General features: G+C 64.9%; 17 protein-coding genes. 15 read left to right on the top strand and 2 right to left on the bottom strand.

Annotated elements, in window-relative coordinates:
- The first annotated feature begins 17 nt into the window (after nucleotides 1-17).
- Genes AC1ROX_RS18865 through AC1ROX_RS18855 form a run of 3 tightly spaced genes read left to right on the top strand, consistent with a single transcriptional unit; the run spans nucleotide 18 to nucleotide 3,115 of the window.
- Complete coding sequence (locus tag AC1ROX_RS18865; protein ID WP_493128197.1) at nucleotides 18-1,058, top strand: sulfate/molybdate ABC transporter ATP-binding protein; 1,041 nt, start codon at nucleotides 18-20, stop codon at nucleotides 1,056-1,058.
- A 59-nt stretch (nucleotides 1,059-1,117) separates the two neighbouring features.
- A complete protein-coding gene (locus AC1ROX_RS18860; RefSeq protein WP_493127908.1) occupies nucleotides 1,118-2,500 on the top strand; it encodes an FAD/NAD(P)-binding protein in 1,383 nt (460 codons plus the stop codon).
- A gap of 33 nt (nucleotides 2,501-2,533) precedes the next feature.
- On the top strand, nucleotides 2,534-3,115 hold the full coding sequence (locus AC1ROX_RS18855) for an NUDIX domain-containing protein (RefSeq protein WP_493127906.1): 582 nt from the start codon (nucleotides 2,534-2,536) through the stop codon (nucleotides 3,113-3,115).
- Between the two features lie 13 nt (nucleotides 3,116-3,128).
- On the opposite strand, the gene rfbB is transcribed toward AC1ROX_RS18855, so the two are convergent.
- Nucleotides 3,129-4,190 carry a dTDP-glucose 4,6-dehydratase gene (gene rfbB / locus AC1ROX_RS18850; RefSeq protein ID WP_493127904.1) on the bottom strand — a complete coding sequence of 354 codons (1,062 nt, stop codon included), beginning with the start codon at nucleotides 4,188-4,190 and terminating at the stop codon, nucleotides 3,129-3,131.
- Between the two features lie 140 nt (nucleotides 4,191-4,330).
- Between rfbB and yghU the strand changes: the two genes are divergently transcribed.
- From yghU to AC1ROX_RS18790, 12 genes are all read left to right on the top strand, one after another.
- Nucleotides 4,331-5,206, top strand: a complete 876-nt coding sequence (yghU, locus tag AC1ROX_RS18845) for a glutathione-dependent disulfide-bond oxidoreductase (RefSeq protein ID WP_493127902.1) — start codon at nucleotides 4,331-4,333, stop codon at nucleotides 5,204-5,206.
- Between the two features lie 104 nt (nucleotides 5,207-5,310).
- The gene (locus tag AC1ROX_RS18840; RefSeq protein WP_493127900.1) at nucleotides 5,311-6,318 is read left to right on the top strand and encodes an asparaginase; all 1,008 of its coding nucleotides are present in this window, start codon (nucleotides 5,311-5,313) and stop codon (nucleotides 6,316-6,318) included.
- A 67-nt stretch (nucleotides 6,319-6,385) separates the two neighbouring features.
- Nucleotides 6,386-7,369 carry a Bug family tripartite tricarboxylate transporter substrate binding protein gene (locus tag AC1ROX_RS18835; protein WP_493127898.1) on the top strand — a complete coding sequence of 328 codons (984 nt, stop codon included), beginning with the start codon at nucleotides 6,386-6,388 and terminating at the stop codon, nucleotides 7,367-7,369.
- A 22-nt stretch (nucleotides 7,370-7,391) separates the two neighbouring features.
- Nucleotides 7,392-8,477: a hypothetical protein gene (locus tag AC1ROX_RS18830; RefSeq protein ID WP_493127896.1), complete on the top strand. Its 1,086-nt coding sequence runs from the start codon at nucleotides 7,392-7,394 to the stop codon at nucleotides 8,475-8,477.
- Nucleotides 8,478-8,490: 13 nt separating this feature from the next.
- Nucleotides 8,491-9,009: a UGSC family (seleno)protein gene (locus AC1ROX_RS18825; protein ID WP_493127894.1), complete on the top strand. Its 519-nt coding sequence runs from the start codon at nucleotides 8,491-8,493 to the stop codon at nucleotides 9,007-9,009.
- A gap of 69 nt (nucleotides 9,010-9,078) precedes the next feature.
- On the top strand, nucleotides 9,079-9,408 hold the full coding sequence (locus AC1ROX_RS18820; RefSeq protein WP_493127892.1) for an ArsR/SmtB family transcription factor: 330 nt from the start codon (nucleotides 9,079-9,081) through the stop codon (nucleotides 9,406-9,408).
- Nucleotides 9,405-9,893 (top strand): SRPBCC family protein, encoded by a 489-nt coding sequence (locus AC1ROX_RS18815; RefSeq protein WP_493127890.1) that lies wholly within the window; start codon nucleotides 9,405-9,407, stop codon nucleotides 9,891-9,893. The genes AC1ROX_RS18820 and AC1ROX_RS18815 overlap by 4 nt, the downstream gene beginning before the upstream one ends.
- A gap of 12 nt (nucleotides 9,894-9,905) precedes the next feature.
- Nucleotides 9,906-10,670 carry a DUF899 domain-containing protein gene (locus AC1ROX_RS18810; protein WP_493127888.1) on the top strand — a complete coding sequence of 255 codons (765 nt, stop codon included), beginning with the start codon at nucleotides 9,906-9,908 and terminating at the stop codon, nucleotides 10,668-10,670.
- Nucleotides 10,671-10,864: 194 nt separating this feature from the next.
- Nucleotides 10,865-11,839, top strand: coding sequence for a Bug family tripartite tricarboxylate transporter substrate binding protein (locus AC1ROX_RS18805; protein ID WP_493127886.1), 975 nt, complete (start codon nucleotides 10,865-10,867; stop codon nucleotides 11,837-11,839).
- 78 nt (nucleotides 11,840-11,917) lie between these two features.
- Nucleotides 11,918-12,271: an ArsR/SmtB family transcription factor gene (locus AC1ROX_RS18800; RefSeq protein ID WP_493127884.1), complete on the top strand. Its 354-nt coding sequence runs from the start codon at nucleotides 11,918-11,920 to the stop codon at nucleotides 12,269-12,271.
- The gene (locus AC1ROX_RS18795; RefSeq protein WP_493127882.1) at nucleotides 12,246-12,737 is read left to right on the top strand and encodes an SRPBCC domain-containing protein; all 492 of its coding nucleotides are present in this window, start codon (nucleotides 12,246-12,248) and stop codon (nucleotides 12,735-12,737) included. Before AC1ROX_RS18800 ends, AC1ROX_RS18795 begins: the two co-directional genes overlap by 26 nt.
- A gap of 77 nt (nucleotides 12,738-12,814) precedes the next feature.
- On the top strand, nucleotides 12,815-13,198 hold the full coding sequence (locus tag AC1ROX_RS18790) for a hypothetical protein (protein ID WP_493127880.1): 384 nt from the start codon (nucleotides 12,815-12,817) through the stop codon (nucleotides 13,196-13,198).
- A gap of 40 nt (nucleotides 13,199-13,238) precedes the next feature.
- Here the strand turns inward: AC1ROX_RS18790 and AC1ROX_RS18785 are convergent, their stop codons facing one another.
- Nucleotides 13,239-14,516: a hypothetical protein gene (locus AC1ROX_RS18785; RefSeq protein WP_493127878.1), complete on the bottom strand. Its 1,278-nt coding sequence runs from the start codon at nucleotides 14,514-14,516 to the stop codon at nucleotides 13,239-13,241.
- Nucleotides 14,517-14,576: the final 60 nt, after the last annotated feature.

Here is a 14,576-nt window from a genome sequence, read left to right as displayed (position 1 = left end):
TCAGCACGGACAAGCCGATCGCCATCACGGCGGAAGGGCTGGCCAAATCATTCCCCGGCGTCGCCGCCGTCAACGGCATCGACCTGCAGGTGAAGCCCGGCGAGTTGATGGCGCTTCTCGGACCGTCCGGATCGGGCAAGACGACATTGCTGCGCCTGTTCGCGGGCCTCGAGTCGCCGACGGCGGGGCGCATCCTGTTCGGAGACGAGGATGCGACGCATCTTCCCGTCCGCGAACGGCGCGTCGGCTTCATGTTCCAGCACTATGCGCTGTTCAAGCACATGAGCGTCGCCGAGAACGTGGCCTACGGCTTGCGCGTGCGGCCGCGCCATCTGCGACCGTCGAGCACGGAGATCCGGAAGAGAGCCGAGGATCTGCTGGAACTGGTCCAGCTTCCGGGGCTGGGCAAGCGATATCCGGCGCAGTTGTCGGGCGGCCAGCGGCAGCGCGTGGCGCTCGCGCGCGCACTGGCGGTCGAGCCGCGTGTGCTCCTGCTCGACGAGCCGTTCGGGGCGCTCGACGCGCAGGTGCGCCGGGACCTTCGCCGGTGGCTGCGCGAGCTGCACGATCGTACAGGCCACACCACGCTGTTCGTGACACACGACCAGGAAGAGGCCCTCGAACTGGCCGACCGGGTCGCCATCCTCAATCGCGGTCGCCTCGAGCAGCTTGGTGGTGCCGACGATATCCTCGATCGACCCGCAACACCCTTCGTCGCGGGCTTCGTCGGCGACGCCGTCCGGCTGCCGGTGAACGTCGAGGCGGGATGGATCAACCTCGGACGAGGGAAGGTGCCGGCGCCGTTCCAGTTCCCGGCCGGCCCCGCGGAGCTGTTCATACGTCCCACGGACATGGCGCTGGCCCATTCGACCGGGCACGGCACATTCATGGGCAAGGTGGTCGGTACGCGCCGGGTCGGTTCGGCGCGGCGCGCGGAGCTGATCCTCGAGGACAATCTGCCATCGGTCGAGGTGACGCTTCCGCTCGAGCATGCCGTGCTCAAGGGGGAGGAACTCCACCTGAACCTGCTTACCATGCGACTGTTTCAAGCACGCTGACGGAGGAACGCCATGCCGAGAACTGCATGCACGCGCACGCCTGGCCTGCGAGGTGAAAAGTGACTGAGGACAAACGCCCGACCTTCGGCATCATCGGCGGAGGCTTCTCCGGCACGATGCTGGCCGTTCACCTGATCGAGCAGTCACCGGTACCGGTGCGCATTCTCCTGTTCGATCGTGCGGCGGCGTTCGGCAGCGGAGTGGCCTACTCCACGCCCAACGACAAGCATCTGCTGAACGTGCGCGTCGGCAACATGAGTGCCTACGACTCGCGGCCCGAGCATTTCATCGAATGGCTGGACAGCAACCCGCCTGCCGCAGGAGCCCAGGCGCGCGGCGCCTTCGTCTCCCGCGGCCTGTACGGGAAGTATCTCCGCTCGACGCTGTCGGCCTGTCTCGACGCACATCCTGATTCATCGATGCTCGGCGTCGGCGCGGAAGTGGTCGACCTGAGCGTGAACGGCCAATCGGTCGAGTTGCGGACGTCGGATGGCGCCCGGCACAAGGCCGATCGCGTCGCGCTGTGCGTCGGGAATTTCCCGCCGGCTCTTCCCGTCAGGCCGCAAACCGGCGCCGCGGGAGAAGCCCGCTATATCGCCAATCCGTGGAGCGGCGGCCTGTCGCGAATCGGCAAGAACGATAGCGTCGTCCTGGTGGGCACGGGCCTCACGATGGTGGACGTTGTCCTCGACCTTCATTCGCGAGGACATCAGGGCGTCATCACCGCCGTTTCACGACGGGGCTTCATGCCTTTGCCGCATCGCGACGTCAGCCCCTATCCGGCGTTCCTGAAACCGCAGTCCTTGCCGACCACCGTTACGAGCCTGATGCGCATGGTCCGTGGTGAAGTGGTGGCGGCGGCGGCGAGCGGTATCGACTGGCGGGCCGTTCTCGACTCGATGCGGCCGCAGACCCAGGCGCTGTGGCGCGGCCTGTCGATCGCCGAGCGACGTCGGTTCCTGCGCCATGTAAGGCCCTATTGGGAAGTGCATCGCCATCGTGTGGCGCAGCCCGTGGCCGCCGAAATCGAGGAGTTGCAGCGCGCGGACAAGCTTATCGTGATGGCCGGTCGCTTGCAGACCGTCGAGCTGGGGGAGACAGGCGTGTGCGTGACCGTGAAGGCGCGGGGCGACAACGCCGTGCACCGGATCGAAGGCGCGTGGCTGGTCAACTGCTCCGGGCCGCAACTCGACTACGACCGGATCAGCGATCCCCTGCTTCGGTCGTTGTTCGATGGCGGCCTGGCGCGACCGGATTCGCTGTCCCTCGGCCTCGATCTCGGCAACGACTATCGCCTGATCAGCAAGAGCGGTGTCGCATCCGACGCCCTCTTCGCCCTGGGACCGCCCATTCGCGGCAACCTTTGGGAGACGACGGCGGTGCCGGACATCCGCAAGCAATGCGAGGCGGTCGCCCGCCATCTGACCGCCACGCTGGCGTAAGGCGCTGCTTCGGGAGGGATTGCCTTGGAGCCCGTGGACGAAGCCAATCCCTGGAAGACGCTGAAGGAGGAGACCGGCTACGACTGCCGGTACTTCTCGGTCCGCCACGACCGGGTGACCTTGTCCGACGGCGAACCGCGCAGCTATCACAGCGTGCGGATGAAGTATTACGGCGTGTGCGTCGTGCCGGTGGATCAGGATGGTCGTGTCACCCTGATCGGTCAGTACCGTTACGTCCTGGATCGCTTCACTTGGGAAATCCCCGGCGGCGGGGCGCGCATGGGCGATGATCCGCTCGTCGTGGCGCGGGCGGAGCTGAAGGAGGAGACCGGCTGCACGGCCGAGCATTGGCTCAAGATCGTGGAAGGCTCGGTTTCGCCGGGCATCTCCACCGAGGCCGTGCCGGCTTTCGTCGCCTGGGGGCTCGCTCGGGGAGCACCGCAGCCCGACGATACCGAGCAGCTTTCACGCAGGCTCATGCCATTCGGGGAAGCGGTGTCGATGGCCTTGACCGGCGAGATTTCAAACCTGCCGGGCATCGCCGCCCTGCTGGGCATCGAAGTCCGTCGTCAGCGCGGCGACCTGCCGGCGAGCCTGCTCGATCTGTTGAAGTAGGCGAGGCGGCGGCTCACGAGCCGCCGGTGAGCCCGAGCCGTTCGCCGCGATAGGCACCGCTCATCACGCGCTCCCACCAGCTGCGATTGTCCAGGAACCAGCGCACCGTGTCGCGCAGGCCGCTCTCGAAATCGTGGCGTGGCCGCCAGCCCAGCTCGTTCGCGATCTTGGACGCATCGATGGCGTAGCGGGCGTCGTGGCCCGGCCGGTCGGTCACGAACTGGATCAGCGATTCGTGCGGGCGATGGTTGGCGCCGGGCTGCATCTCGTCGAGCAGGCGGCAGATGCCGCGCACCACGTCGATGTTCCGGCGTTCGCTGTTGCCGCCGATATTGTACGTCTCGCCAGGCCGGCCCTTGCGCAGCACCAGGGTCAGCGCCTCGGCATGGTCCTCGACATGCAGCCAGTCGCGTACGTTCTCGCCCTTGCCGTAGACCGGCAGGCTCTCCCCGCGTAGCGCACGAATAGTGACCAGCGGGATCAGCTTCTCGGGGAAGTGATAGGGGCCGTAATTGTTGGAGCAGTTGGTCGCCAGCGTCGGCAGCCCGTAGGTGTGATGCCAGGCGCGGACCAGATGGTCGGACGCGGCCTTGCTGGCCGAGTAGGGCGAGTTGGGCGCATAGGGCGTGGTCTCGCTGAAGAGGCCGGTGGCGCCCAGCGAGCCGAACACCTCGTCGGTCGAAATATGCTGGAAGCGGAAGCGGGCACGCGCGGCCTCGTCGAGCGTACGCCAGTAGGCGAGGGCGGCCTCCAGCATCGTGAAGGTGCCGTTGACATTGGTCTCGATGAACGGCGCGGCGCCGGTGATCGACCGGTCGACGTGGCTCTCCGCAGCGAGATGCAGGACGGCATCGGGCCTGAACTCGGCCAGGACGGCGTCGATGCCGGCGCGATCGCAGATATCGACCTTGTAATGGCGATGGCGATTGCTGGTCTGCGCCTCGGCCAGCGATTCGAGGTTGCCCGCGTAGGTGAGCTTGTCGACGTTGGCGACGGTCCAGTCGGTGTCGCGGATGATGTGACGCACGACGGCTGAACCGATGAAGCCGGCGCCGCCGGTAACCAGAATTCTCATAAGGCCATCATGAAATGAAACCGCCCCTACCTAGCATATCTTCTGCACCGATTTCTAATTCTAGCTGCCAGGCGGGCAAGGCCGGAGAATGGCGCTAAGATGGTCCCATTCACGAAGCCTTCATCAGAGGAAGCTTGAGCATGAGTGACGCATCCGAGTACACGCCGCCGAAGGTCTGGACCTGGAACAAGGCGAGCGGCGGCCGTTTCGCCAATATCAACCGGCCGATCGCCGGACCGACCAGCGAGAAGGAGCTGCCGGTCGGCAGGCATCCGCTGCAGCTCTATTCGCTGGGCACGCCGAACGGCCAGAAGGTCACCATCATGCTCGAGGAGCTGCTGGCGCTCGGTCACAAGGGTGCGGAATATGACGCCTGGCTGATCAAGATTGGCGAGGGCGACCAGTTCGGCAGCGGCTTCGTGGCCGCCAATCCGAACTCCAAGATCCCGGCCCTGGTCGATCGCAGCGGCCCCACGCCGGTGCGCGTGTTCGAATCCGGCGCGATCCTCCTCTATCTCGCGGAGAAGTTCGGCGAACTGGTGCCGACCGATAGCGCCAAGCGCGCGGAGTGCCTGTCCTGGCTGTTCTGGCAGATGGGCAGCGCGCCCTATCTCGGCGGCGGCTTCGGCCATTTCTACGCCTATGCGCCCACCAAGATCGAATATGCCATCGACCGGTTCGCGATGGAGACCAAGCGCCAGCTCGACGTACTCGACCGGCGGCTGGCCGAGAGCAAGTATCTCGGTGGCGACGACTACACGATCGCCGATATCGCGGTGTGGCCGTGGTACGGCGGGCTGGCCAAGGGGCTTCTGTACGGCGCGGGCGAGTTCCTCGCCGTGCACGAATACAAGAATGTCCAGCGCTGGGCCGACGAGATCGGCGCGCGTCCGGCGGTCCGTCGCGGCCGCATCGTCAACCGCCTGCAGGGCGATCCTGCGGCCCAGCTCCACGAGCGCCACGACGCCAGCGACTTCGACCTGAAGACGCAGGACAAGATCGGCGCCAAGAGCTAGACAGCCTTCATCGTTCGCTGCGCGCAATGTCGCCGATTGGCGACATTGCGGCGGCATCGATCTTGCGTTGAGCGCCTTGTGTACGAACAGCGCAGGAGCATCGGGTGAGCAGCACGAACCGGCCCAAGGTGGCCTTCATCGGCACTGGCGGGACCATGTCCTCGCTGGGCATCCATCCGCTTGAGCTGCAGGACTACGGCGTGCACGATAACCGCATGCACGCCAGCGAGATCGTCGCCCGCTTCCCGGTGGTCGAGGAGATCGCCGAGGTGATCCCGGTCGATTTCCGCAACGTGCCGAGCCCCGAGATCTACTTCGCCGAGTGGCAGGAACTCGCGGCGCTTTGTCATCGCGTCGTGGCGGAGCATCCCGATCTTGCCGGCATCGTCATCGGGCACGGCACGGCGACGCTGGAAGAGACGGCGTGGGTTCTGAACCTGGTCCTCAAGGTCGATGTGCCCGTCGTCCTGATCGGATCGCAGCGGCCGGCCTCGGGCCTGTCGACCGACGCTGCGATCAACCTCGTGAACGGCGTGCGCACGGCCGCCAATCCGCAGAGCCGCGGTCGCGGTGTGCTGGTGCTGCTGAACGACGAGATCCAGGCGGCGCGCGAGGTCACCAAGACCTCGAACTGGCGCATGCAGACTTTCCGCACGCCCGACTTCGGTATCCTGGGCCACGCCGATGCCGACCGCATCGCCTACTACCGACGGCCCGAGCGGCGGCACATGCCCGACACCGAATTCGACATCGCGCGTCTCGACGCCCTGCCGAGGGTCGACATTGCCTACGCCTATGCCGGCTCCGATGGCAGCGCGATGCGCGCCTTCATCGCAGCCGGTGCGAAGGGGCTTGTGTCCGCCGGCTTTGCCCCAGGCATGGCGCCCGCCGCCGATCTCGAAGCGATGGCCGACGCGGTGAAGCAAGGCATCGTGGTCGTGCAATCCTCGCGCGCCGGATCGGGTCGCATCTTCCGCAGCAAGAAACTCGCCGACGCCGGTGTGCTCGCGGCCGACAATCTCAATCCTCAGAAGGCGCGGCTGCTTCTGGCACTGGCGTTGACTCGCACGTCGGATCCGGTCGAGATCGCGAGAATCTTCGCGACTTATTAGAGGTCCGCGTCCGAAAGGCCATGGTACGGTCGGATGGGGCCGAGGAGATGTTGCCGATGGAGGAGACGTGAAGAAGAGCCGACTGAAAGGCCTTCGCCTGACGCTTCTTCTGGCGGCAGCATCGCTGGTCACTCTCGCGAGCCAGGCCTCGGCACAATATCCCGACAAGCCGGTCAGGCTGATCGTTCCCTTCACGGCCGGCGGCTCGCCCGACACCACCGCGCGCCGGGTGGCGCAGCGCCTGGGCCAGGAGCTGAACCAGCAGTTCATCGTCGAGAACAGGCCCGGTGCGGCAGGAAATATCGGCGCGGAAATCGCGGCGCGGGCCGCGCCCGACGGCTACACGCTGCTCACGATGTCCAACAGCCACATCACCAATCCGGCGCTCTATTCCAAGGTCAACTATGACCCCATCAAGGACTTCACGCCGATCTGCCTGATCGTGCGCGGCGGCCACCTGATGGTCGTGCCGCCGGAGAGTCCGGCGAAGACCGTGGCCGAGTTCATCGCTCTCGCGAAGGCCAATCCCGGCAAGCTGTTCTACGGGTCCGGCGGATCGGGAAGTCCCGCGCATCTTGCCGCCGAGGCCTTCCGGCAGGCGACGGGCATCGATTACGTGCACGTGCCCTATCGTGGTGCGCCCGAGACGGTGCGGGCGCTGCTGGCCGACCAGGTCCAGGTGGGGTTTCCAACCTTCGACACGCCTTTGTCACAGGTCAGGCAGGGTACCTTGCGCGCCTTGGCAACGACAGGCTCGAAGCGATCGAGGCTGCTGCCCGACGTGCCGACCATGCTCGAATCACTTCCCAACGGCTTCAGCCTGCAAGGCTGGCTGGGCCTGGCGGCGCCGGCGGGGACGCCGCCCGAGGTGGCGAAGACGATCGTCGCCGCGCTCGAGCGGGCGCTGAAGGATCCGGCTTTCCGTGAAGCGTTGGAGAGTGGTGGCCAGGAGATCGACTTCCTGCCCAGCGCCGAATTCGGCGCCATGCTGCCCGGCGAGATCGTGAAGTGGAAGACACTCGTCGACAGTGTCGGCGCCAAGGTCGAGTAGGCGAGGGAAGGGAGCACGCACCATGGCGACAGCCGTAAAACCCCGCGTTCACGACGTGCCGGACGATCTCCTGGCCGGGATCGACTGGTGCTACGAGCAGGGATGGACGGACGGCCTGCCCGTCGTGCCGCCGGTCGTGGACCGGGTGGATGCGATGCTCGCCGCCGATGCGCGGCCGCGCGAGACGGTGATCGCGCATCATCCGGCGACCGGCCTCGACCTGTCGCTGCACGCCGCCGCCGTCAATGCCGTGATGGCGGGCTGCCTGCCCGAGTATTTCCCGGTGATCGTTGCCGCCTTCGAGGCGATGGACCGGCCGGACTTCAACTTCCACGGCTCGACCGCCAGCACCGGCGGCTCGGCGCCCCTGCTCATCGTCAGCGGCGACTTTGCCGACGAGATCGGCATGAACGCCGACGTGAACCTCTTCGGCCCGGGCAATCGTGCCAACGGCACGATCGGCCGCGCGACCCGCCTGATCCTGCGCAACGTCTTCCAGATGCTGCCGGGCATCTCTGACAAGTCGACCCAGGGCAATCCCGGCAAGTACAGCTTCTGCATCGCCGAACGGTCGCGCGGCAATCCGTGGCCGCTGCTCTGCGAAGCGCAGGGCTATGCCAAGGGCGTGTCGAGCGTTACCTGCTTTGCTGGCGGCGGCTTCTTCAATGTCGAGAACCACGGCGGCAACAAACCCGAAGAGGTGCTGGGCTCGGTCGCGGACACGATGGCCAACACCGGCTGTATCACCCTGGGCCAGAGCGTGGTGATCCTGGCGCCCGAGCATATGAAGATCGTGGCCGATGCCGGCTGGTCGCGCGAGAAGGTGCAGGATTTCCTGTTCGTCACGGCGAAGCGCTCGGTCGATGACATGAAGGGCGTCGGCAAGTATCGCGATCGCGAATACGACTCGCAGCACGGCGAGGGCGCGCATGCGCTGGCCATGGAAGGCTTCCTGCATCGCGGTCTGCGGCCGGACGATATTCTCGTGACCATGGGCGGCGGCGATGCCGGCGGCCATTCCTGTTTCATCTCGTCCTGGAGCCGGGGGCGGGGATCGATCATGCAGCACCACGCCATCGCGGCGCCGGCTGCAGGCACCAGCAAGTAGAAGGAGTCCTCCGATGCAGCTCTACTCACCGATGTCGACGACGCCCAAGCGCCAGGCCTTCCGCGCGCCGCCGCTCGCCAGTCTCGACGGCCTGCGGATCGGCCTGTTGGAAAACGGCAAGCTCAATGCCGACGAGATGCTGCGCGAGGTCGCGGCGCTCTTCGTCGAGCGGCATGGCTGCACCATCCGCACGATCGCCTCGAAGAAGAATGCCAGCGCGCCGGCGCCATCGGCCACGCTCACCCAGGTGGCGCAGGAGGTGGACTTCCTCATCACCGGCCTGGGGGATTGAGGATCCTGCTCAACGTGCAGTCTGCACGACAGCATTACCTTCGAACAACTCGGCAAGCGCGCCGTCGCGATCTGCACCACGCCGTTCGAAGTGACGGTGAGGAACATCGCACGGGTGCTCGGAATTCCTGACTTCCCCGTGGTGAAGGTCCAGCACCCGATCGGTAGCTGCACCCTCGACGAGCTCAAGGTCCGCGCCGAAACGGCCTACAGCCAGGCGGTGGCGATCCTCCTGAAGTGAGGATCGCCGGCCGATGGCGGCGACATTTTAGCATTGACTAATGCATTAGTGAAAACTAATGTATTGGTCATGAACCAGCCTGCTCCCATCGATGCAGTCATGCGCACCCTCGCCGATCCGACGCGGCGGGCGGTGTTCGAACGCGTGGTCGGCGCCTCGGAAATCACCGTGGGCGAACTCACGAAGGGAAGCGGGGTGACGCAGGGCGCCATCTCGCAGCACCTCAAGTCCCTGAAGCAGGCCGGCCTCGTCGTCGAACGTCCCGAGGGCCGCAACGTCTACTACCGCGCCGAGCCCAAGGGGCTCGAACCGTTGGTCGACTGGATGAGCCACTACGGCGTCTTCTGGCGCGATCGCTTCGACAACCTCCGTGCCCTCCTGAAGGAAATGGACCCATGAGCAACGCTGCTGCCCGCAAGCTCGATACCCATGACATCGTCGTCGAGGACGTCTTCCCGCACGCGCCGCCCGCGATCTGGAAGGTGCTGACGACCGGCGCGCTCATCTCCCGCTGGCTGAAGATGCCGCTGGCCGGCTTCGAGCCGGTGGTGGGCAATCGCTTCACCTACAAGACGACGCCGGCCGGCGGATGGGACGGCACGATCCACTGCGAAGTCCTCGACGTGGTCGAGAACCGCCGCTTCGTCCATTCCTGGAAGGGCGGGCACGAATCGAACGTGGGCTACGGCGCGCCGCTCGACACGGTGGTGACATGGACCCTGGCGTCGGTCGAGGCCGGCACGCGCCTGCGCCTCGTCCATTCCGGCTTCGTGCTGCCGCGCAACGAGACTGCCTTCACGGGCATGGGCCATGGCTGGACGCAGGTCGTGAAGACCATCGATGCGCTCTCGGCCGAAGAGACTGCCTCCCGCAAGCCGCATTGACGGAGACTTTCCATGCAGCATCAAGTCGTCTCACGGGATGAATGGATGAAAGCCCGCCTCGATCTCCTTGAGGCGGAGAAGGAGCTGACGCGGCGCAGCGACGAGCTGGCGCGGCGGCGACAGGAATTGCCGTGGGTGCGGGTCGACAAGACCTACAGGTTCGACACGGAGCAGGGGAGCGCCACTCTGCCGGATCTCTTCCGGGGACGATCGCAACTGCTCGTCTATCACTTCATGTTCGGCCCCGATTACAAGGCGGGCTGCCCGTCCTGCTCGGCGGTCGCCGACGGGTTCGACGGCAGCGTCGTCCATCTCGCCAATCACGACGTGACCTTGATGGCCGTGTCGCGCGCGCCGCTCGGCAAGCTGCTGGCCTACCGTCAGCGGATGGGATGGAGCTTCCCCTGGGCCTCCTCGGGCGACAGCGATTTCAACTTCGACTTCAATGTCTCGTTCACTGAGCAGCAGCAGCGTGACGGCGATATCCAGTATAACTACGAACGCGCCGGGCATGCGCTGGACATCGTTCCCGCACCGGAGCCGGTCGTGAAGTTCGCCGGCATGTGCGGCGTCGATGCCTCGACCTACGGCCGCGACCGGCCGGGCGTCAGCGCCTTCGTGAGGGAGGACGGCGTCGTCTATCACACCTATTCGACCTACACGCGCGGCGTCGACGGGCTGTGGTCCATGTATCAGTGGCTCGATCGCGCGCCCAAGGGCCGCAATGAGCAGGGGCCGCCGCGCTTCCGACGCCACGACGAGTACGGCAAGCGCTGACACGATAATGTTGGCATTGGAGGAAAGCGAAAGGTCCCTCACTGCGTTCGGGATGACATCGCTTTTTTGATCGGCGCACCTGCGCCAATTTCAACAATTGTGTCATCCCGAACGCAGTGAGGGACCCTTGCCTCATATGTCTGGCGGGTGACCGGAGGTTCAGCTTAGCACGAAGTGTGATTACCCTCCATGCCATGATGACCCTCTCCCGACGCAATCTCCTGGCTACCGGCGCCGCGGCTGGTCTGGTGCCGGCATCTGCCCGCGCGCAGGCCGCCTATCCGTCGCAGCCCATCCGCCTCGTGGTGCCGTATGCGCCGGGCGGCGGTTCGGATTTCACCGGGCGGCTGGTGGCGCAGAAGCTCCAGGAGATCGGCGCCTACAGCCTGATCGTCGACAACAGGGGGGGTGCCGCCGGCATGCTCGGCACGGAGATCGTCGCGCGGGCGCCGGCCGACGGCTACACCCTGCTCTATGCCGACGTCGCCCACGGCATCAATCCGGCGGTCTACTCGAAGGCGCGCTACGATCCGGTGAAGAGCTTCGTGCCGATCACGCTGGTCGGCGCCTCACCGCAGGTGATGGTGGCCCATCCGTCCTTCCCGGCCAATTCGTTGAAGGAACTGCTCGCGATGCCGCGCGAGCAGTTGCAGAAGATCCCCGTCGGCACGCCGGGGCAAGGCAGCGGCCCGCATCTCACCTACGAATTGCTGCGCACCAAGGTCGGTCTCGACCTCGTGCATGTGCCCTACAAGGGCGGCGGCCCGGCGCTCACCGATGCGATCAACGGCCAGATCCCGCTGGTGATGAACGCGATGGCGCCCGTCATGCCGCATCTCCAGTCGGGCAAGCTGAAGGCGCTGGCGATCGCCACGGCCGAGCGTCATCCGCGCCTGCCCGACGTGCAGACCTATGCCGAGAGCGCGCCGGGCGTGGTCGTCTACAACTGGTACGGTTTCCTGGCGCCGGCAGGGACGCCACCGGAAGTGACGAACAAGCTTGCAGGTGACATTGCGCGCGTTCTCGTCCTGCCGGACGTGAAGGAGAAATTCGAAGGCGCCTTCCTCGATCCCATGCCGCAGGGGAGTGCCGAAATGGCGCGCTTCCTCGACGGCGAAGTGCGCCAGTGGAAGACCGTGGCGGTCGAGACCGGCATCTCGCTGGACTGAGAATCAGAACGCACGCTTGACGCGTCGTCGTGCCGTCTATATTTACGATTGGTAATATAACCAATCGACGATATAAAGATGCAACAACTCGACATGGTCTTCTCGGCGCTCGCCGATCCGACGCGACGCGCGATCCTCGCGCGGCTCGCGAGCGGGGAGGCGACGGTCAACCAGCTGGTCGAACGCTCCGACCTCAGCCAACCCACCATCTCCAAGCACCTCAAGGTGCTGGAAGGGGCGGGGCTGGTGTCGCGCGGTCGCGAGGCGCAGTTCCGGCCGGTCCGGCTCAATGCCGCACCGCTCGAGGATGCCGCGAAATGGATCGGCGACTACCGCCGCTTCTGGGAGGAGAGCTTCGACCGGCTCGACGCCTACGTGAAGGAATTGCAAGCCAAGGAGAAATCGAATGTCCGCAAGCGTCGCCGCAAGTAGCAATCCTGCCGACCGCACCGTCGTCATCACACGCACCTTCGACGCGCCAGCCCGCATCGTCTTCCTGGCGATGAGCAGGCCCGAGCATGTGATGAAGTGGTTCGGTCCCGTGGGCTGGCCACTCACCATGTGCGAGATGGATTTCCGCGTCGGCGGCAAATTCCGGTTCGCCATGACCGGCTCGAGCGGCGTGCAGAACATGCCGTTCGGCGGCACCTACCGCGAGATCGTGAAGGACCGCCGCATCGTCTACGACAACGGTTTCGAGATCGCCGGCGCGGGCCGCATGATCGTCACGATCGATCTCGACGAGAAGGACGGAAAGACCACGCTCATCATGAGCACATTGTTCGACTCGCAGTCGATGCACGACGAGCATGTCGGCATGGGATTCGTGCAGGGTGTGAATTCCGGCTACGACCAGCTCGTGGATGTCGTCGCCGCTTTGCGCCACGCCGAAGGTTGATTGCGCGCTGCGGCATCCCACATCGAACACGGCCGCCTGAGGCAATGGAGCCTCGCGGATCTGCAGGCAGTGAAAGCATGTTCGACCAGCTTCCGCACGATCGGGGCGATGGACCCCTCCGGCATCCGGTGAGCAGCCTGCTGTTCATGGCAATTCTCGACAGGAAGTCCCCAATAGCCGAAGGGGGCCATGCGATCCTGCACGATCTCGGCGATCATGCGGCCTTACCCTACGACGTCGTCGAGAGGGCAATAAAGGCGGCGTCCATGGTCGACGCGCATACTATCGATCTCGCATCGCTCCACCGGCGTCTCGGTGCGGCCATGGCAGAAGTCGGCTTGCCGACGACGGAGGTTCAATCGCGCGACGGTGGGGCTGTACGCGAACTCCTGCTAATGCATGCCTTGCTGGGAGGAGGCGGACATGTTCCGCTCGCACGCTGGAAGTTCGGCCGTGCGTAGAAGCTGAAGTTCGCCTCGTGACCAAGATCGTGCTGTCGGCCTATGGCCAGATGGTGTTCATGCCAGGAAGATTGCCGCAGGTTTCTTCCGGCTTCGCATAACCGAACTCAATCGTTTTGAGCAACGCCTCCTGGCGTCCGTACAAGCGGTCCGCTCGAGATTGCAGCTTCGGATCGCTACGCACTTCGTAGACCCAGCATCCCACCACGGAGATTACGTTCCGCACGTGCTCGCGCCCACTTTCGGTTCCCTCCGACGGCCTTATCGGAGGGGATAGGGCGAGCCCTTCTCGGAGAGGGTACGCTGCCCTCAGAGCCTTATCGGCCTCCCTGAATGCAGCGTCCATGTCGTTATTATTCCGCCGGACCGTGAACATCCGGAAGGCGGAGAGGACTTGAGCGAATGTGATCAGCGTACAATCGCGATCGGATCTGAACGGCTTGCCCTCCGCTCTACATAACTGCACCGCTTCGTTTACGGCTTCGCCGGCGGTCGTGACATCGTCTGCATCCCATGCTGCGACTGCCGCCAGTCGAAGCGCGGCGATCTTCGTCTGGTTTTCGGTTGCCCGCCTCGAAATTTCTGTAGCCTGTGCGCTTACCTTCCTGAATTTCTCCGACGCATCACCCAGCACAACGCCTAAGACACTCTGAACACCCGAGGCAGCCAGGTTCCGATACTCTCCCATGAGGCCAGACAAATCGGCACTGGCTCGCATGATGTTTCGACGATGATTCAGGTCCAGCAGCCCTTTGCGGTACGCCTCGAAGTCAGCAAAGCTTTTGGCCTGCGCCAGCTTCAGCTTGGCTACCTCGATCTCGCCCTCAAGCTGGTCAAGTTCCGTCTGTGCCTCGCGCCTGGCGTCCACTGACTGCTGAATTTGGGTCGCTAGCTTGGCTAGTGCGGCAAGCTCAGCCGCCTGCTTAGTCTGCTCATCTTTGGCCCATATCCGGAGTGGATGCTGTTCGAGTTGAGCGAGCGCGCTCAGATACATCAGCCTGTCGTCGCTCTTCAAATCCGGCTTGGCAAGCCGGTCAAGGTAGCTCGTTGCGAGAGTGGCCTTCTGATCCAGTTCCTTCTGAGCGATTATCGAGCGGGTCTCCGCATCCTTCACCTGCTGAGCCGACCAGCCGCGTGCCGCTTCCGTTGCCGGCACTGCCGCAGAAACAATCGCGGTCATAATCGTGACCCATGCGGCCGTGGAGGCTCTGAAGCGCTCGCCGATACCAGCGAGGCGCTGCCAGAAGCTGGGTCTTAAGGAATTCGATTCTAATTTTTTCTCACCAGGGATTTCTGGAGCTGTATCCAATTGTGCCATCTGAAATCGCACTCCCCATCAGCTTTGATCAGGTTGCGGATCTCGGCGGGCGCAGCAGGA

The sequence above is a fragment of the Reyranella sp. GW821-FHT14A01 genome (assembly GCF_058803965.1).
This window is presented reverse-complemented; position numbering and strand designations above follow the sequence as displayed.

What these genes read in the sequence shown, in the direction of transcription:
- rfbB (WP_493127904.1), bottom strand. Translation starts at nt 4,190, where the DNA reads ATGAGAATTCTGGTTACCGGCGGCGCCGGCTTCATCGGTTCAGCCGTC.
- yghU (WP_493127902.1), top strand. Translation starts at nt 4,331, where the DNA reads ATGAGTGACGCATCCGAGTACACGCCGCCGAAGGTCTGGACCTGGAAC.
- AC1ROX_RS18830 (WP_493127896.1), top strand. Translation starts at nt 7,392, where the DNA reads ATGGCGACAGCCGTAAAACCCCGCGTTCACGACGTGCCGGACGATCTC.
- AC1ROX_RS18820 (WP_493127892.1), top strand. Translation starts at nt 9,079, where the DNA reads ATGAACCAGCCTGCTCCCATCGATGCAGTCATGCGCACCCTCGCCGAT.
- AC1ROX_RS18815 (WP_493127890.1), top strand. Translation starts at nt 9,405, where the DNA reads ATGAGCAACGCTGCTGCCCGCAAGCTCGATACCCATGACATCGTCGTC.
- AC1ROX_RS18810 (WP_493127888.1), top strand. Translation starts at nt 9,906, where the DNA reads ATGCAGCATCAAGTCGTCTCACGGGATGAATGGATGAAAGCCCGCCTC.
- AC1ROX_RS18805 (WP_493127886.1), top strand. Translation starts at nt 10,865, where the DNA reads ATGATGACCCTCTCCCGACGCAATCTCCTGGCTACCGGCGCCGCGGCT.
- AC1ROX_RS18800 (WP_493127884.1), top strand. Translation starts at nt 11,918, where the DNA reads ATGCAACAACTCGACATGGTCTTCTCGGCGCTCGCCGATCCGACGCGA.
- AC1ROX_RS18795 (WP_493127882.1), top strand. Translation starts at nt 12,246, where the DNA reads ATGTCCGCAAGCGTCGCCGCAAGTAGCAATCCTGCCGACCGCACCGTC.
- AC1ROX_RS18790 (WP_493127880.1), top strand. Translation starts at nt 12,815, where the DNA reads ATGTTCGACCAGCTTCCGCACGATCGGGGCGATGGACCCCTCCGGCAT.
- AC1ROX_RS18785 (WP_493127878.1), bottom strand. Translation starts at nt 14,516, where the DNA reads ATGGCACAATTGGATACAGCTCCAGAAATCCCTGGTGAGAAAAAATTA.